Origin of the sequence: Evansella sp. AB-rgal1, from assembly GCF_041820985.1 — a bacterium.
Taxonomy (GTDB): domain Bacteria; phylum Bacillota; class Bacilli; order Bacillales; family Salisediminibacteriaceae; genus Evansella.
This window is the reverse complement of record NZ_JBGUAU010000004.1, coordinates 40,183-57,023: the sequence shown is the minus strand read 5'-3', so window position 1 is coordinate 57,023 and position 16,841 is coordinate 40,183. Positions and strand designations below refer to the sequence as shown.

Annotated in this window: 31 protein-coding genes; all 31 read right to left on the bottom strand. The window is 39.8% G+C overall.

The window, feature by feature from the left end:
* Positions 1-103: 103 nt before the first annotated feature.
* The 31 genes from ACERII_RS04235 to ACERII_RS04085 all read right to left on the bottom strand — a co-directional run bounded on the left by ACERII_RS04235 (position 104) and on the right by ACERII_RS04085 (position 16,840).
* Positions 104-1,048: a DNA-directed RNA polymerase subunit alpha gene (locus tag ACERII_RS04235; protein WP_373640308.1), complete on the bottom strand. Its 945-nt coding sequence runs from the start codon at positions 1,046-1,048 to the stop codon at positions 104-106.
* 183 nt (positions 1,049-1,231) lie between these two features.
* Positions 1,232-1,624: a 30S ribosomal protein S11 gene (gene rpsK / locus ACERII_RS04230; protein ID WP_373640307.1), complete on the bottom strand. Its 393-nt coding sequence runs from the start codon at positions 1,622-1,624 to the stop codon at positions 1,232-1,234.
* An 18-nt stretch (positions 1,625-1,642) separates the two neighbouring features.
* Complete coding sequence (gene rpsM, locus ACERII_RS04225) at positions 1,643-2,008, bottom strand: 30S ribosomal protein S13 (RefSeq protein ID WP_373640306.1); 366 nt, start codon at positions 2,006-2,008, stop codon at positions 1,643-1,645.
* A gap of 20 nt (positions 2,009-2,028) precedes the next feature.
* A complete protein-coding gene (gene rpmJ, locus ACERII_RS04220; protein ID WP_003322638.1) occupies positions 2,029-2,142 on the bottom strand; it encodes a 50S ribosomal protein L36 in 114 nt (37 codons plus the stop codon).
* A 48-nt stretch (positions 2,143-2,190) separates the two neighbouring features.
* Positions 2,191-2,409, bottom strand: coding sequence for a translation initiation factor IF-1 (gene infA, locus ACERII_RS04215; protein ID WP_010896341.1), 219 nt, complete (start codon positions 2,407-2,409; stop codon positions 2,191-2,193).
* A gap of 4 nt (positions 2,410-2,413) precedes the next feature.
* The gene (locus ACERII_RS04210; protein WP_373640305.1) at positions 2,414-2,716 is read right to left on the bottom strand and encodes a KOW motif-containing protein; all 303 of its coding nucleotides are present in this window, start codon (positions 2,714-2,716) and stop codon (positions 2,414-2,416) included.
* A gap of 13 nt (positions 2,717-2,729) precedes the next feature.
* Entirely contained in the window at positions 2,730-3,485 is a 756-nt protein-coding gene (gene map, locus ACERII_RS04205; RefSeq protein WP_373640303.1) for a type I methionyl aminopeptidase, read from the bottom strand.
* Complete coding sequence (locus ACERII_RS04200) at positions 3,482-4,135, bottom strand: adenylate kinase (protein ID WP_373640302.1); 654 nt, start codon at positions 4,133-4,135, stop codon at positions 3,482-3,484. Before ACERII_RS04200 ends, map begins: the two co-directional genes overlap by 4 nt.
* A gap of 57 nt (positions 4,136-4,192) precedes the next feature.
* A complete protein-coding gene (gene secY, locus ACERII_RS04195; RefSeq protein ID WP_373640300.1) occupies positions 4,193-5,485 on the bottom strand; it encodes a preprotein translocase subunit SecY in 1,293 nt (430 codons plus the stop codon).
* Complete coding sequence (rplO, locus tag ACERII_RS04190; protein ID WP_373640298.1) at positions 5,485-5,925, bottom strand: 50S ribosomal protein L15; 441 nt, start codon at positions 5,923-5,925, stop codon at positions 5,485-5,487. The genes secY and rplO overlap by 1 nt, the downstream gene beginning before the upstream one ends.
* A 29-nt stretch (positions 5,926-5,954) precedes the next feature.
* Positions 5,955-6,143, bottom strand: coding sequence for a 50S ribosomal protein L30 (gene rpmD / locus ACERII_RS04185; RefSeq protein WP_373640296.1), 189 nt, complete (start codon positions 6,141-6,143; stop codon positions 5,955-5,957).
* Positions 6,144-6,156: 13 nt separating this feature from the next.
* Positions 6,157-6,654, bottom strand: coding sequence for a 30S ribosomal protein S5 (rpsE, locus tag ACERII_RS04180; RefSeq protein WP_373640295.1), 498 nt, complete (start codon positions 6,652-6,654; stop codon positions 6,157-6,159).
* A 28-nt stretch (positions 6,655-6,682) separates the two neighbouring features.
* Complete coding sequence (rplR, locus tag ACERII_RS04175) at positions 6,683-7,045, bottom strand: 50S ribosomal protein L18 (RefSeq protein WP_373640294.1); 363 nt, start codon at positions 7,043-7,045, stop codon at positions 6,683-6,685.
* Positions 7,046-7,075: 30 nt separating this feature from the next.
* The gene (gene rplF / locus ACERII_RS04170; protein ID WP_373640292.1) at positions 7,076-7,612 is read right to left on the bottom strand and encodes a 50S ribosomal protein L6; all 537 of its coding nucleotides are present in this window, start codon (positions 7,610-7,612) and stop codon (positions 7,076-7,078) included.
* A gap of 28 nt (positions 7,613-7,640) precedes the next feature.
* Positions 7,641-8,039 (bottom strand): 30S ribosomal protein S8, encoded by a 399-nt coding sequence (rpsH, locus tag ACERII_RS04165; protein WP_373640291.1) that lies wholly within the window; start codon positions 8,037-8,039, stop codon positions 7,641-7,643.
* Between the two features lie 27 nt (positions 8,040-8,066).
* Positions 8,067-8,252: a type Z 30S ribosomal protein S14 gene (locus tag ACERII_RS04160; RefSeq protein WP_373640290.1), complete on the bottom strand. Its 186-nt coding sequence runs from the start codon at positions 8,250-8,252 to the stop codon at positions 8,067-8,069.
* A 29-nt stretch (positions 8,253-8,281) separates the two neighbouring features.
* Positions 8,282-8,821: a 50S ribosomal protein L5 gene (gene rplE / locus ACERII_RS04155; protein ID WP_373640289.1), complete on the bottom strand. Its 540-nt coding sequence runs from the start codon at positions 8,819-8,821 to the stop codon at positions 8,282-8,284.
* A gap of 29 nt (positions 8,822-8,850) precedes the next feature.
* Positions 8,851-9,177, bottom strand: coding sequence for a 50S ribosomal protein L24 (gene rplX / locus ACERII_RS04150; protein WP_373640287.1), 327 nt, complete (start codon positions 9,175-9,177; stop codon positions 8,851-8,853).
* Between the two features lie 41 nt (positions 9,178-9,218).
* A complete protein-coding gene (rplN, locus tag ACERII_RS04145; RefSeq protein ID WP_373640285.1) occupies positions 9,219-9,587 on the bottom strand; it encodes a 50S ribosomal protein L14 in 369 nt (122 codons plus the stop codon).
* Positions 9,588-9,625: 38 nt separating this feature from the next.
* Positions 9,626-9,889 carry a 30S ribosomal protein S17 gene (gene rpsQ / locus ACERII_RS04140; protein ID WP_373640283.1) on the bottom strand — a complete coding sequence of 88 codons (264 nt, stop codon included), beginning with the start codon at positions 9,887-9,889 and terminating at the stop codon, positions 9,626-9,628.
* Between the two features lie 21 nt (positions 9,890-9,910).
* On the bottom strand, positions 9,911-10,114 hold the full coding sequence (gene rpmC, locus ACERII_RS04135; RefSeq protein ID WP_373640282.1) for a 50S ribosomal protein L29: 204 nt from the start codon (positions 10,112-10,114) through the stop codon (positions 9,911-9,913).
* Entirely contained in the window at positions 10,104-10,538 is a 435-nt protein-coding gene (gene rplP / locus ACERII_RS04130) for a 50S ribosomal protein L16 (protein WP_373640281.1), read from the bottom strand. Before rplP ends, rpmC begins: the two co-directional genes overlap by 11 nt.
* A gap of 2 nt (positions 10,539-10,540) precedes the next feature.
* On the bottom strand, positions 10,541-11,200 hold the full coding sequence (rpsC, locus tag ACERII_RS04125; protein WP_373640279.1) for a 30S ribosomal protein S3: 660 nt from the start codon (positions 11,198-11,200) through the stop codon (positions 10,541-10,543).
* Between the two features lie 2 nt (positions 11,201-11,202).
* The gene (rplV, locus tag ACERII_RS04120; protein ID WP_373640278.1) at positions 11,203-11,544 is read right to left on the bottom strand and encodes a 50S ribosomal protein L22; all 342 of its coding nucleotides are present in this window, start codon (positions 11,542-11,544) and stop codon (positions 11,203-11,205) included.
* A 21-nt stretch (positions 11,545-11,565) separates the two neighbouring features.
* Complete coding sequence (rpsS, locus tag ACERII_RS04115) at positions 11,566-11,838, bottom strand: 30S ribosomal protein S19 (protein WP_278283954.1); 273 nt, start codon at positions 11,836-11,838, stop codon at positions 11,566-11,568.
* Positions 11,839-11,901: 63 nt separating this feature from the next.
* Entirely contained in the window at positions 11,902-12,732 is an 831-nt protein-coding gene (gene rplB, locus ACERII_RS04110) for a 50S ribosomal protein L2 (protein WP_373640277.1), read from the bottom strand.
* 29 nt (positions 12,733-12,761) lie between these two features.
* A complete protein-coding gene (gene rplW / locus ACERII_RS04105; protein WP_373640276.1) occupies positions 12,762-13,052 on the bottom strand; it encodes a 50S ribosomal protein L23 in 291 nt (96 codons plus the stop codon).
* A complete protein-coding gene (rplD, locus tag ACERII_RS04100; protein ID WP_373640275.1) occupies positions 13,052-13,675 on the bottom strand; it encodes a 50S ribosomal protein L4 in 624 nt (207 codons plus the stop codon). Before rplD ends, rplW begins: the two co-directional genes overlap by 1 nt.
* A gap of 26 nt (positions 13,676-13,701) precedes the next feature.
* On the bottom strand, positions 13,702-14,337 hold the full coding sequence (rplC, locus tag ACERII_RS04095) for a 50S ribosomal protein L3 (RefSeq protein ID WP_373640274.1): 636 nt from the start codon (positions 14,335-14,337) through the stop codon (positions 13,702-13,704).
* Positions 14,338-14,374: 37 nt separating this feature from the next.
* Positions 14,375-14,683 carry a 30S ribosomal protein S10 gene (gene rpsJ / locus ACERII_RS04090; RefSeq protein WP_307327829.1) on the bottom strand — a complete coding sequence of 103 codons (309 nt, stop codon included), beginning with the start codon at positions 14,681-14,683 and terminating at the stop codon, positions 14,375-14,377.
* Positions 14,684-14,986: 303 nt separating this feature from the next.
* The gene (locus ACERII_RS04085) at positions 14,987-16,840 is read right to left on the bottom strand and encodes an oligopeptide ABC transporter substrate-binding protein (RefSeq protein ID WP_373640272.1); all 1,854 of its coding nucleotides are present in this window, start codon (positions 16,838-16,840) and stop codon (positions 14,987-14,989) included.
* Between the last annotated feature and the right edge of the window lies 1 nt (position 16,841).

The window sequence follows — 16,841 nt, the reverse complement described above, 5'->3', positions numbered from 1 at the left end:
TTCTCAAGTCCATATTTCTGCTAATACTTCTAAATGAGATGAAAGAATGGGAAAAAATATGGATAGGCAGTTCAAAAAGACATATCTTTTTGAACACTTACTTCTATTCTTCCTTGCGAAGTCCTAGTCCTAATTCTCCTAGCTTCTCTTGTACCTCTTCCAATGATTTTCTTCCGAGGTTACGAACCTTCATCATATCTTCTTCAGATTTGTGTGTTAGCTCTTGAACTGTGTTAATGCCAGCTCTCTTCAAACAGTTATAAGAACGCACAGACAAATCTAATTCTTCGATCGTCATTTCAAGCACTTTTTCTTTTTGGTCTTCTTCTTTTTCGACCATAATTTCTGCATGTTGAGCTTGATCAGTCAAGCCAACAAAAATATTTAAGTGTTCTGTAAGAATTCTTGCGCCTAATGAAACAGCTTCTTCTGGTCTAATACTACCATCTGTCCAAACATCAAGAGTTAATTTATCATAGTTAGTAATTTGACCAACACGAGTATTTTCCACTTGATAGTTTACACGAGAAACAGGAGTATAGATAGAATCCACTGGGATAACACCAATAGGCAACTCATCAGATTTGTTTCCTTCGGCAGGAACATATCCACGGCCACGGCTTGCTGTTACTTTCATATGAAAATGAGCTCCCTTTGAGAGAGTTGCAATATGAAGATCAGGGTTTAAAACCTCCACATCACTGTCATGCATAAAATCAGCAGCAGTGATCACACCTTCTCCTTGCGCATCAATTTCTAGCGTTTTCTCTTCTTCAGAGTAAATCTTTAATGCAAGCTTCTTTAAGTTCAGAATAATAGAAGTTACGTCTTCTACGACACCTTCAATTGTTGAAAACTCATGAAGAACCCCATCAAACTGCACACTAGTAACCGCAGCACCTGGCAGAGATGATAATAGAATACGACGAAGAGAATTCCCCAACGTAGTTCCATAACCTCGCTCTAATGGTTCAACAACAAATTTCCCGTATGATGCATCTTCACTTAATTCCACTGCTTCAATCTTTGGCTTTTCTATTTCGATCATTAAACAAACCCTCCTTCAAAACGTCGAAACCCCGGTTGAATCTTTTCGTTCAACCGGAATCCCTTATTGGGCACATCCCGACCTGTCACGAAACCGTCAATATTTTTTCTAAAGAGCTTTTATAAAATATATACTCTTACACCATTATTGACAAGGGTATGTTCTTCCATACCTCTGATGCGACTATACTCTACGACGTTTTGGTGGACGGCAACCATTATGCGGAACTGGAGTTACATCTTTAATCATATTTACTTCTAAGCCAGTAGCTTGAAGCGAACGGATTGCAGCTTCACGTCCAGCGCCAGGTCCTTTAACCGATACTTCTACAGTCTTCATTCCATGCTCCATAGCAGCTTTTGCAGCTGTTTCTGCAGCTGTTTGTGCAGCGAATGGTGTGGATTTACGAGAACCTCTAAATCCTAACGCACCTGCACTTGCCCATGAAATGGCATTTCCGCGTGTGTCAGTAATCGTTACAATTGTATTATTAAAAGTGGAACGAATGTGCGCAACACCGGATTCAATATTTTTACGTTGACGACGTTTTGTGCGAGTCGTTTTCGGTTTAGCCATAATCGACCATTACCTCCTTTACTTCTTCTTGTTTGCTACAGTACGACGTGGACCTTTTCTTGTACGTGCGTTGTTCTTCGTTTTTTGACCGCGAACAGGAAGTCCACGACGATGACGAATACCACGGTATGAACCAATTTCGATTAAACGTTTGATATTTAATGAAATTTCACGACGAAGGTCACCTTCTACTTTAAACTGATCAATAGTTTCACGGATTTTACCTAACTCATCTTCCGTTAAATCTCTTACGCGTGTTTCCTCTGATACACCAGCTGATTTAAGAATCTCTTTTGCTCTTGATGTACCGATTCCGAAAACGTACGTTAATGAAACGACAACTCGTTTGTCACGAGGAATGTCGACACCAGCTATACGTGCCATATTATAACACCTCCTGTGAATTAGCCTTGTTTTTGTTTGTGCTTCGGATTTTCGCAAATTACCATGACGGTACCTTTTCGGCGAATAACCTTACATTTTTCGCAAATTGGTTTGACTGACGGTCTTACCTTCATGCTTTCTACCTCCTTATGTTTCGGAGTGGTACTAAACTTTTTTTATTTTTATTTATATCGATACGTGATACGACCACGAGTTAAATCATACGGAGACAATTCTACAGTTACTTTGTCACCAGGTAATATACGAATGAAATGCATACGAATTTTACCGGAGACGTGAGCCAAAATTTTGTGTCCATTCTCTAGTTCAACTCGGAACATAGCATTTGGAAGCGGCTCAATGACCGTTCCTTCTACTTCAATTACATCTTCTTTGGCCATGAATTTACTCTCCTTCCTTCAGTAAATTATCATCAATATATGTGGAAATTGCAAATCGCAATTTTGCATTGGTTACACGACCCGTTTCAGCAATGCTATTTTTTACTTCAGGAACAACAATATGAAGATTCTCGATATGTTGAATATTTTTCTTCTTTGCTCGATCTACTTTTCGTTTATCACCATCAGCAATTCGAACAAATTTTTCGTCCAACACATCAATTACACACGCATATTGACCTTTGTCCCTTCCACTTATAATTCGCACAAGTTCCCCAACTTGTGGAACCGATTCAGGATCTTTCATATCATGACCACCTTCAATCATTAGGGCTTTTCGTCAAAATTTCATATCCTGTATCTGTAATAGCAATGGTGTGTTCAAAATGGGCGCACATTTTTCCATCCGTTGTTACGACCGTCCAATTATCCCTTAAGGTTTTGACATGTCGCGATCCAGCATTAACCATTGGTTCAATGGCTAATACCATTCCCGGTTTTAACCGAGGACCTTTCCCCGGTGGTCCAAAATGAGGTATTTGCGGGTCTTCATGCAATTCCTGACCAACACCGTGCCCTACATATTCCCGAACAACTGAAAATCCATGCTCTTCTACATGTACTTGAATTGAGTGAGATATGTTAGATAAGCGTTCACCAGGTTTTGCTTCCGCAAGCCCTAGGTAAAGAGATTCTTCTGTTACTTCAAGTAACTTACGGTTTTCTTCCGTTATCGTACCCACTGGATAAGTCCAAGCAGAATCTCCGTGATACCCATCAAATTTAGCTCCAATATCAATACTGATAATGTCACCATCTTTGAGTGCCCTTTCACCTGGAATACCGTGCACCAACTCGTTATTTACTGAAGCACAGATGCTTCCAGTAAATCCATTATAGCCTTTAAAAGATGGAATCGCACCTTGTTGTCGAATGAAATTTTCTGCAATGCTGTCTAATTCCCTCGTCGTAATACCAGGCTGAATATGTTTTTGTAATTCCTGATGAGTTAATGCGACAATCTTACCTGCAACTCGCATAATCTCTATTTCTCGTTGCGTTTTACAAATAATCATTGATTGCTCCCAATTAGAACTTCATCAATATCTTCGAAAACTTCATTTATTTCCTTGTTACCATCTAAGTTACGTAAGTTACCTTTACTTTCATAGAAATTAACCAATGGTTTCACTTGCTCTAAGTTAACTTCTAATCGTTTTCCAACGGTTTCAGGTTTATCATCATCACGTTGGATTAACTCACTACCATCTTTATCACATTTCCCTTGAACCTTTGGCGGATTATAGATTTCATGGTAGGATGACCCACATGTTGGACAGATCCAACGACCAGTTAATCTTTTAAATAAATCCTCTTGAGGAACTTTTATATATAAAACGTGATTAATTTGGCGACCAAGTCCATTTAACATTTCATCCAATGCTGTTGCTTGAGCAACTGTTCTTGGAAAACCATCAAGTAAAAAGCCATTGTTACAATCCTCTTTACTTAATCGTTCACGGACTATTCCGATCGTAACCTCATCTGGTACAAGGCTCCCCTCATCCATAAAAGCCTTTGCCTTTAAACCTAGTTCTGTTCCATTTTTTATAGCAGCTCGGAACATATCACCAGTGGAAATATGAGGAATTTTGTATTTATCAACAATTTTATCTGCTTGAGTTCCTTTTCCAGCACCTGGAAGACCCATTAAAATTAGATTCATTTCTACCCCTCCACCGTTTTTATACATTGAAAGCAAGGGAGTCACACTCCCTCTTACTTACTTAATAAATCCTTTATAGGATCGTTGAATTAATTGGCTTTCAATTTGTTTCATCGTATCTAACGCTACCCCAACAACAATCAGTAACCCTGTACCCCCAATTTGAACTGCTGGTGGTAATCCTGCAAGTTCAGTGAAAAATACCGGAATTGTTGATATAGTTGCTAGGAATAGTGCTCCGACGAATGTCAAACGATAAAGGATTCGAGTGATATATACTTGCGTCGTATGACCGGGGCGAATACCAGGTATATAGCCACCTTGTTTTTTAAGGTTATCAGCCATTTGTTCTGGATTCACTTGTACAAACGTATAGAAATACGTAAAACCGATGATTAGTGTTGCAAATACAACGAGACCAAAAGGTCTTGTATAATCAAAGTTTTGTGTAATCCATGTTGCAATCGTATTACCATCTCCTATAAATCCTGCCACAGTAGGCGGAAAGATAAAGAGTGCCATAGCGAAAATAACAGGAATTACCCCGGCTGCATTAACTTTTAAAGGCAAGTGGGTAGATTGACCTCCTTGCGGCTTCCCAGCAACTAATCGTTTTGCATATTGAACAGGAATTTTCCTTAAAGCCTGCTGAACGAATACTACTCCAACAATAATTGCTAACACAGCTAACAATAGTATAAGGATAATCACAATGTTTAAAAACAATTGATCCCCAGCATCTTGGATATGAGTAGCAGAAATTTGATTTACTGCATTAGGAATACCTGCAGCAATACCACCAAAGATAATAATGGAGATTCCATTACCTACACCTTTTGCAGTTATTTGCTCCCCTAACCACATCAAAAACGCTGTACCTGCTGTTAACGTTAATGCAATCATTAAATATGTTGTAACGGTAGGATTCGGTACAAGCATAGGGAATAGATTATTAAATCCAATAGACATCCCTAAAGCTTGGAAAAATGCAATTCCAATTGTACCATACCTTGTAACTTGAGCTAGCTTTCTACGTCCTGCTTCTCCTTGTTTTGACCACTCTGCAAACTTAGGTACTACATCTAATCTTAGAAGTTGTACGATAATGGATGCTGTGATATATGGCATGATACCTGTTGCAAATATCGAAAAGTTTTCTAAAGCACCGCCACCAAAGGTATTAATAAACCCAAAAGCATTCATTTCTCCTGCAAAATCCAACCTATCGGCATCTACACCTGGTGCAGGTATATGAGCGCCAATGCGAAAGACGATCAGTATCGCTAAAGTAAAAAGGATTTTATTCCTTAAGTCACCAATTCGCATGATATTGGAAATCGTTTGAAACATTAAACCACCTCAGTCGTTCCGCCAGCAGCCTCAATAGCTTCCTTTGCAGAAGCTGAGAATTTATGAGCTTTTACTGTTAACTTACGCTCTAATCCTCCGTTACCAAGAATTTTAATCCCATCTTTTTCGTTGCTAACAACGCCAGATTCGATTAAAAGTTCTGGAGTAACTTCTGCTCCATCTTCAAAACGATTTAACGTTTCTAAATTTACAATTGCAAACTCTTTACGAGTTGGATTTGTAAATCCACGTTTTGGTAAACGACGGAAGATAGGCATTTGTCCACCTTCAAATCCTGGACGAACACCGCCACCAGAACGGGCATTTTGACCCTTATGTCCTTTTCCTGCAGTTTTACCATTACCAGAACCGATACCACGTCCTACACGATTACGTGTTTTACGGGAACCTTCAGTAGGTTTCAATTCGTGAAGTTTCATGTTGGCACCTCCTCAACTGTTTATATCAATTACGCTTCGATTTCTTTGACACTGACGAGATGAGAAACTTTTGTTACCATTCCGCGAATTGCTGAATTGTCCTCTTGAACGACAGTGTGATTCACTTTACGAAGACCAAGAGTCTTCACAGTGACGCGCTGATCTTCTGGGCGTCCGATCAAGCTACGTTTGAGGGTGATCTCTAATTTCTTTGCCATGTCAATTCCCTCCTTAACCTAATAGCTCTTCTACTGATTTTCCACGTAGTTTCGCTACATCTTCTGGACTCTTTACTGAATCAAGTCCTTGAATTGTTGCACGTACCATGTTGATTGGATTATTTGATCCTAGTGATTTTGAAAGAATATCACCAACACCAGCTAACTCCAATACTGCACGAACAGGTCCACCAGCGATAACTCCAGTACCTTCAGATGCAGGTTTTAAGAAAACACTTCCTGCTCCAAATCGTCCTGTAATTGTATGAGGAATCGTTGTACCTTGAATTGGTACGTGAATTAAATTTTTCTTTGCATCTTCAATTGCTTTACGGATTGCTTCAGGTACTTCTAGGGCTTTACCCATACCGAAACCTACGTGTCCGTTTTTATCTCCAACTACAACTAGTGCAGAAAAGCGGAAGCGACGTCCACCTTTAACCACTTTTGCAACACGGTTGACAGTAACGACTCTTTCTTCAAGTTCCAATTTATTTGGATCGATACGCATGAGTTTATTTCCCTCCTTCTAGTCTTGATTAGAACTTCAGACCAGCTTCACGGGCTGCATCTGCAAGCACTTGTATACGACCATGATATAAATATCCACCACGATCAAATACGATTGTTTCATGACCTTTTTCAAGGGCACGCTTAGCTACAAGTTCGCCTACTTGGCGCGCTGCTTCTTTATTTCCGCCGTTTTCAAGTTTTAGTTCTTTATCTAAGCTTGACGCACTTACTAATGTAACGCCTGATACGTCATCAATTAATTGTGCGTAAATTTGCTTATTAGAACGGAAAACATTTAAACGAGGACGTTCAGCAGTACCAGTGATCGTGCGACGAACGTGTGCGTGTCTTTTCTTACGTACCGCGTTCTTGTTAGTCTTCGTGATCATTGAACGTCAGTCCTTTCTTTCCGTTATTTACTATTTACCTGTTTTACCTTCCTTACGTCGAACTTTTTCGCCTTCATAGCGAATTCCTTTTCCTTTGTAAGGTTCAGGTTTTCTTACAGCGCGAATGTTTGAAGCAAGTGCTCCAACACGTTCTTTGTCTATACCTTTAACGATAATTTTTGTATTAGCAGGTACATCGATTTCTAAACCTTGTTCAGGAGTGAATTCCACCTGATGGGAAAGACCCACGTTTAATACAAGCTTATTTCCTGTTTTTGTCGCTCTATAACCAACACCCACTAATTCAAGTGTTCTTTCATACCCTTTCGTTACACCTTCAACCATGTTATTTATAACACTGCGAGTTGTACCGTGAAGTGCACGATGAGTTTTATGATCCGAAGGACGTTCAACAACGATTGTGTTTTCTTCTTGCTTAACAATCATGTCAACATGAAGCACACGAGTTAATTCGCCTTTTGGTCCTTTTACTGTAATGTTGTTTCCATCAAGTTTTACTTCTACACCTGAAGGAATCTCAACTGGTTTTAAACCAACACGAGACATACCTTACACCTCCATTCTGTCAATCAAATTACCAAATGTAAGCTAAAACTTCTCCACCAATTTGTTGTTGGCGAGCTTCTTTATCTGTAATCATTCCATTCGAAGATGAAACAATTGCAATTCCTAAACCGCCAAGTACACGTGGCATTTGGTCTGCTTTCGCATATACACGTAGTCCTGGTTTACTAATTCTCTTAAGTCCAGTGATAACACGCTCGTTGTTTGCACCATACTTAAGGAAAATACGAATTATACCTTGTTTGTTATCTTCAATATATTCGAAATCGCGAATGAATCCTTCGCGTTTTAAAATGTCAGCTACTTCACGCTTGATCTTGGATGCTGGAAGCTCCAAGCTATTGTGTCTTACAGTATTCGCGTTGCGAATACGAGTCAGCATATCAGCAATTGGATCTGTCATGACCATCGTATTTACCTCCTTCCCTAAACGGAATTACCAGCTAGCTTTTTTGACGCCCGGAATTTGACCTTTATAAGCAAGTTCTCGGAAGCAGATTCGGCATAGCTTAAACTTACGGATTACACTGTGCGGTCGGCCGCAGCGTTCGCATCGAGTATATTCTTGCACTTGGAACTTTTTAGGCCTTTTTGATTTTGCGATCATTGATTTTTTAGCCAAGGTCTTCACTCCTCTCTTTTAGCACGTTGTTATTTTTGGAACGGCATGCCCATTTGAGTGAGAAGTTCACGTGCTTCTTCGTCCGTATTTGCTGTCGTTACGATAACGATATCCATACCGCGAACTTTATCAACTTTGTCGTACTCAATTTCTGGGAAAATTAATTGTTCTTTAACTCCCAATGTATAGTTTCCACGTCCGTCAAATGCTTTTTTAGAAACACCACGGAAGTCACGAACACGTGGTAATGAAACAGAAACTAATTTATCAAGAAAATCGAACATACGCTCACCACGTAAAGTAACTTTCGCACCGATTGGCATACCTTCACGTAGTTTGAAACCTGCGATTGATTTTTTAGCTTTCGTAATTAAAGGCTTTTGACCTGAGATAACTGTAAGCTCTTCAACTGCTTTATCTAAAACTTTAGAGTTTTGTACAGCTTCACCAACACCCATATTAATAACGATCTTTTCAACTTTTGGTACTTCCATAATGGAAGAATAGTTAAATTTCCCTGTCATAGCAGGAACGATCTCATTTCTATATCTTTCTTGCAGACGATTCATTGAGTAAACCTCCTTTCACCCACTGACTACTACTTATCTAATACTTCGCCAGATTTTTTCGCTATTCTTACTTTCTTACCGTTCTCCACTTTATACCCAATACGAGTTGGTTCACTCGTTTTCGGATCAATCGGCATCACGTTAGAAACATGAATTGGCGCTTCTTGATTTACAATTCCACCTTGTGGATTAGCTTGCGATGGTTTTGCATGCTTATGAATAAGGTTCACACCTTCTACTAGCACTCGGGATTGGCTTGGATAAGCTTCTAGGATTTTTCCTTCTTTTCCTTTATCTTTTCCAGAGATGACTTTAACCGTATCCCCTTTTTTTACATGTAATTTTGTTTGTGACATGAGGGCACCTCCTTAACACCTAAATTTCCGTTCATATATTATTAAAGTACTTCAGGAGCTAAAGAAACGATCTTCATAAATTGATTATCACGTAGTTCTCGTGCAACCGGTCCGAAGATACGTGTTCCACGCGGGCTCTTATCATCACGTACGATTACTGCTGCATTTTCATCAAACTTAATGTAAGAACCATCAGGACGGCGAACACCACTTTTCGTACGAACGATTACCGCACGAACAACGTCACCTTTCTTGACAACGCCCCCAGGTGTTGCTTGCTTTACAGAACAGACAATAATGTCTCCAATGTTCGCAGTTTTACGACCTGTTCCACCAAGCACTTTAATACAAAGTACTTCACGTGCTCCTGAATTATCAGCTACTTTTAAACGACTTTCTTGTTGGATCATAGATCTCTTTACCTCCCTTCAGGTAAGCAAACTTTCTATTAAATTACTACCGCTGTTTCAACAACTTCCAAAAGACGGAAACGCTTATCCTTAGATAATGGACGAGTTTCCATGATTCGAACTACGTCGTTTACCTTAGCAGTGTTATTCTCGTCATGAGCTTTTAGCTTTTTAGAGTACTTAACACGCTTTCCATAAAGCGGATGTGTTTTATACGTTTCTACAAGAACTGTGATTGTTTTATCCATTTTATCTGATACAACACGTCCAGTGTAACTCTTGCGATTATTACGATCTGTCACTGTGCAGGCCTCCTCCCAGGATTATTCACCAACTATTCCTAGTTCTCTTTCACGCAATACCGTTTTTGCACGAGCAATAGCTTTTTTCACTTCGCGAATACGGGCTGGATTATCTAACTGTCCAGTCGCAAGTTGAAAGCGAAGGTTAAATAGCTCTTCTTTTAAAGACTTAGATTTTTGTTCAATCTCGGCAGTGGTAAGGTTGCGAATCTCATTAGCTTTCATTTGCGTCACCACCCACTTCTTCACGTTTTACAACTTTACATTTAATCGGTAATTTATGAGAAGCAAGACGTAAAGCTTCACGTGCCACTTCATCAGAAACTCCGGCAATTTCAAACATAATTTTCCCTGGTTTTACTACTGCTACCCAACCTTCAGGTGCCCCTTTACCGGAACCCATTCGTACTTCTAAAGGTTTTGCCGTATACGGCTTATCTGGGAAAATTTTAATCCATACTTTACCTCCACGTTTCATATAACGTGTCATAGCAATACGCGCTGACTCAATTTGACGGTTAGTAATCCAAGATGCTTCAAGCGCTTGTAATCCGTATTCACCGAAAGTGACTTCAGTACCACCTTTAGCACGGCCTCTCATTTTTCCACGGTGTTCACGGCGGAATTTCACACGTTTAGGCATTAGCATGATTATTTTCCTCCTTCCTCTTGTTTCGTTCCTTTCGTTGGAAGGATTTCACCACGGTAAATCCATACTTTCACACCAAGCTTACCATAAGTAGTATCAGCTTCTGCTGTACCATAATCTATGTCAGCTCTTAATGTGTGTAATGGAACCGTACCTTCACTGTATGATTCAGAACGAGCAATGTCTGCTCCACCTAATCGACCAGAAACTTGAGTTTTGATACCTTTAGCTCCTGAACGCATTGTACGTTGAATAACTTGCTTCATCGCACGGCGGAATGAAATGCGGTTTTCTAATTGACGAGCGATATTATCAGCAACTAAGCGAGCATCCATGTCTGGATTTTTCACTTCATTGATATTAATGTGCACACGCTTGCCTGTTAATTGATTCAATGCTTTTCTTAATGCTTCTACTTCAGAACCACCTTTACCGATAACCATTCCTGGTTTAGCAGTGAAAATTGTAACGTTCACGCGATTAGCAGCACGCTCAATTTCAACAGTGGATAATGAAGCTTCTTTAAGACGCTTTTCCAGGTATTCACGAATTTTAATATCTTCGTGAAGTAGGTCCGCATAGTCTTTGTCAGAATACCATTTAGACTCCCAGTCTTTAATGATACCGACACGTAGTCCGATTGGATTTACTTTTTGACCCACACTTATCCCTCCTTCTTCTCTGTCAGAACTAGAGTTATATGACTAGTTCTTTTGTTGATTCTGCTCGCACGACCCATTGCACGCGGGCGAAATCTTTTTAAAGTAACACCTTCATCTACAAATACTTTACTAACTACTAAGCTGTCAGCTTCCATTTCATAGTTGTGCTCTGCGTTCGCAATAGCTGAGTTAAGCAACTTTTCTACTACTGGAGATGCTGCTTTTGGTGTATGGCGTAGTATGGAGATAGCTTCTCCTACTTTTTTTCCACGAATTAAGTCAACCACTAGGCGAACTTTACGAGGAGCAATACGCACTTGTTTTACAACTGCTTTTGCTTCCATGGTAAGTACCTCCCCTCTTTATTAACGTCGAGTTTTCTTGTCGTCGGCAGCATGGCCTTTATACGTTCTAGTTGGTGCGAACTCACCGAGTTTATGTCCAACCATATCTTCTGAAATGTAAACTGGTACGTGTTTACGACCATCGTATACCGCAATAGTATGTCCGATGAATTCCGGGAAAATTGTTGAACGACGAGACCAAGTTTTAATTACTCTCTTGTCATCACCCATCGCTTCAACTTTTTTCATTAAATGATCATCGACGAAAGGTCCTTTTTTTAGACTACGACCCATGATTGTACCTCCCTTCGCGATTGAGCTACGGTTCTTCCAAACGAGAACCGTAGAGCAATCCCGTTATTTTTTACGACGACGCACAATATATTTATCCGTGTCTTTGTTTTTCTTACGAGTTTTAAATCCAAGAGTTGGTTTACCCCAAGGTGACATTGGTGATTTACGTCCGATTGGAGCGCGACCTTCACCACCACCGTGTGGGTGATCAACAGGGTTCATAACAGAACCACGAACTGTAGGGCGCTTACCCATCCAACGAGAACGACCAGCTTTCCCGATGTTAACAAGTTCATGTTCTACATTTCCAACTTGACCGATTGATGCACGACAAGTTGCTAGAATTAAACGAGTTTCACCAGAACGTAAACGAACTAGTACGTAATCTCCTTCTTTACCAAGAAGTTGCGCTTCAGCACCAGCTGAACGTACAAGCTGTCCACCTTTCCCAGGACGTAACTCAATGTTATGAATAACAGTACCTACTGGGATATCTTTTAATTGAAGTGCGTTACCTACTTTAATGTCGGCATCTTTACCAGACATAATCTCCATACCAACTTTTAAGTTTTTAGGAGCTAGAATGTAACGTTTCTCACCATCAACATAGTTAATCAAAGCGATATTCGCAGTACGGTTTGGATCGTATTCGATCGTAGCAACGCGTCCTGGAATTCCATCTTTGTCACGTTTGAAATCTATTACGCGATATTGACGTTTGTGTCCACCACCTTGATGACGAACAGTCAATCTTCCTTGATTATTTCTTCCACCTTTTCTCTTTACTGGTTCAAGTAAAGATTTTTCCGGCTTATCCGTAGTGATTTCTTGAAAGTCTAATACAGACATTCCACGACGTCCGTTAGTGGTCGGTTTATACTTTTTAATAGGCATTCGTTTTTCCTCCTTTCACTGCAAACTTATTAAACACCTTCAAAGAATTCTAATTCTTTGCTATCTGGTGTGAGTTGTACAATGGCTTTCTTGCGCTTGCTAGTATAACCAGTGTAGCGTCCGAAACGACGGAACTTACCTTTGTAGTTCATCGTGTTCACTTTAGCAACTGTAACACCAAAAATTTCTTCAATTGCATTTTTAATTTGTGTCTTATTAGCGCGAGGGTCTACTTCAAACGTGTACTTTTGCTCTGCCATAAGATCTGTTGAACGTTCAGTAATAACGGGGCGCTTAATAACATCACGTGCATCTGCCATTATGCAAGCACCTCCTCTACCTTTTTCACAGCATCTTGTGTGATAACAAGGTTATCGTATTTTAATACATCTAATACGTTAACACCTTCTGCTGTGACGAATTTTACACCAGGGATATTACGAGCAGATAAAGCAACTGCTTCGTTATAATCCGCAGTAACTACTAATGCTTTTCTCTCCACAGAAAGACCGCTAAGTACATTAAGCATATCTTTTGTTTTTGGAGTTTCTAAGTTTAAACCTTCTAATACTCTAATTTCTTCTGCGTTCACCTTAGAAGAAAGAGCAGATCTTAACGCCAAACGACGTTGTTTTTTTGGTAAATTATATGCATAGCTACGTGGTTGTGGTCCGAACACTACTCCACCACCAACCCATTGTGGCGAGCGGATAGATCCTTGTCGAGCACGACCTGTTCCTTTTTGTCGCCAAGGCTTACGTCCACCACCACGAACATCAGAACGACCTTTTGTAGCATGTGTACCTTGTCGTTGAGATGCTTGTTGCATCACAACAGCGTCATAAAGAACACTTTTATTTGGTTCAATACCGAATACGCTGTCTGAAAGTTCAATATCGCCTACTTGCGAGCCAGTTTGATTGTACAAAGTAACTTTAGGCATCTAGGCTCCTCCTTTCTATATCGATCTTATTCAGCTGTCGCTTTCACAGCAGTTTTTATGGTAACGTAGCTTTTTCTAGCACCAGGTACGTTCCCTTTTACTAATAATATATTACGCTCTGTATCAACACGAACGATTTCAAGATTTTGCATAGTCACTTGCTCTCCACCCATACGTCCAGGTAATGCTTTACCTTTCATAACTCGGTTCGGATCTACAGGACCCATTGAACCAGGGCGACGGTGGTAACGAGAACCGTGAGACATTGGTCCACGAGATTGGTTGTGGCGTTTGATAGAACCAGCAAAACCTTTCCCTTTTGATGTACCAGTAACGTCTACGATGTCACCTTCTGCAAATGTATCTACTTTGACTTCTTGACCAATTTCATATTCCGCACCATTTAACTCACGGAATTCTTTTACGAAGCGCTTAGGGGTTGTCTTCGCTTTTTCAGCATGACCTTTTGCTGGCTTGTTTATAAGACTTTCTTTCTTGTCTGCAAAACCAAGCTGGATTGCTTCGTACCCTTCCCCCTCAACTGTCTTCTTTTGAAGAACAACGTTTGGAGTAGCTTCGATAACTGTTACAGGAATAACTTCACCATTTTCAGCAAAAATTTGAGTCATACCTATTTTTCTACCTAAGATTCCTTTGGCCATGAGTCACACCTCCTATTAATCATTTAATTTTCATTTATTATAACTTGATTTCAATGTCTACACCTGATGGCAGGTCTAAACGCATTAAAGCATCCACAGTTTGTGGAGTCGGATTTAAGATATCGATCAAACGCTTATGAGTTCTCATTTCGAACTGTTCGCGAGAATCTTTATACTTGTGTACCGCACGAAGAATCGTATAAATAGATTTTTCAGTTGGTAACGGAACCGGTCCAGCTACTCCTGCACCAGAACGTTTAGCTGTCTCTACAATTTTCTCTGCAGATTGATCTAAGATTCTGTGATCGTATGCTTTTAAACGAATGCGAATTTTCTGTTTTGCCATTTTATTACCTCCTTTTTCGCCCATTTTTGGAAATAGACTTGCTCCTCGGAAATTTTCACACTAGCCATGGCAAAGGGGCCGGGTGTGTCAGCAACCTTCCGCATCGTAGCCTGTCATTTGACCAACATTCAACATTATATCGAAAACCAATGCTCAATGCAAGGCTTTTTATACATTTTTTTTGTGAATCACACTTTTTCTATTATACAGGGCGTTTCTCCATATATCAAATGTTCTTTTCAGTATAAATATTGCCAAAAAAAGAAGTGCCAAAACGGCACTTCTTTAGAAAGAATATATTTATTACTCAGCTACAATTGCTTCTTCTTGAGTTACAGCAAGTTCATATAGGTAAACTCCAGTTCCATCACCAATCGCGTAGTTAAGAACTCGGTTATTAACCGGGCTAAGAACTGCACGGTAAAGAGTTGGGAATACAGGAACTTCATCAACCATTAATTGTTGCCATTCTTTATAAATCCCTTGACGATAATCAACATCAAATGCTTCTTCAGAAACACCTTCTGCTAATAGACGATCATTCTCAGCATTTCTCCAACGTGGGAAGTTGAACATTACGTTTCCGTAAAGACCAGAAGGATCTACGTCAATACCTACACCCCAAGCACCCATAAATACATCTAGTTCAGGGTCATCATTACCACCGTTACCAACACGATCGTAGAAGTTATTGAATTCTTCCATTTGTAATTCAACATTTAGACCGATATTATTCCAAGATTGTACATAATAACGAGCTAATGGCTCAGCGATATCTCCACCAGTCATAGAAGCGAAATTAATAACTAATTCTTCTCCTTCTGGAGTTTCAACAAATCCGTCATCATTAGTGTCTTCATAACCAGCATCAGCTAAGATTTGCTTCGCTTTTTCAGGATCAAACTTTAATCCTTCGTTAGTATCATCATGGAATTCAGGATGAGATGGAGGAATTAAAGTTGTAGCTCCCCATCTAAGACCATGGTAGAATCTTTCACCTACAGCATCATTATCAACAGCGTGCCACATAGCACGACGTAAATTCACATCAGCCATTTTCTTATCATCTTTCATTATAACAGGACCATCTTCTGATTCTGCATCCCACTCACCTAGTTTAAATCCAATGTAAGTGTATGCACGATCAATATCACCTAACCACTCAACGTTAGACATATCAGCGTTATCAGGGAATTGGTCAACAGGGAATGCACTCACCATGTCAACTCCACCTGTTTTTAACTCTTGTACTACAGTATTAGGATTGATAACACGTAAAACTACACCATCTAAATTAGGCTCACCTCTCCAGTAATCTTCGTTCTTGTTGAAGGTTACTGACTCACCTGGAACAATTACGTCTACTACAAATGGACCAAATCCAACTGGATTACGACGAACTGCATCAGATGAAGACATATCAGCTACAGGGATGTCTTCGAAGATATGCTTCGCCAATGGATATGTCCAAATAGAACCTGTTACAAGTGATGGCGATACATTAATAAATTCAATTTGTAATTCTTTTTCACTTAAAACTGTAATACCAGAAATCGTATCAGCTTCACCATCATGGTATTCTTGCGCACCTACGATATTTTGGAAATCTGGACCCCAACGAACACCATCATAATCAGGGTGACTAATTACCTCATGAGCAAATAACCAATCTTCTGCAGTTACAGGTTCGCCATCATGCCAATTAACATTGTCACGGATAGTGAATGTAAAAATATTTCCTTCTTCATTAGTTTCATAAGTAGCTGCACCATCTTGAGTGTAAACAAAGTTTTCATCCCAAGTTAATAGACCCTCATCAAACCATGTTAAAACTTGAGCATCTGGATTACCTCCGTAGAAGTTCCAGTTTAAAGTACCTTCAAAAGGTGTATCAGAAACTAAACCGAAAGTAATAGTTCCTCCATCAATTGCTGTACCTTCATTTTCCTTAAACTTACTGAAATCACTGATAGAGTATAACCCATCGTCTTCAGCGTCATTGTTATTCTCTGCTACATCCTCATTGTTGTTGTCGTTGTTAGTATCGTTGCCGCCTTCATTGTTGTTGTTGTTGTTGTTGTTGTTGCCACCACAAGCCGCAAGAACTAACATAAGAACTAGCATAAGCGCGAATAAAACTTTTGTTGCTTTACTCATA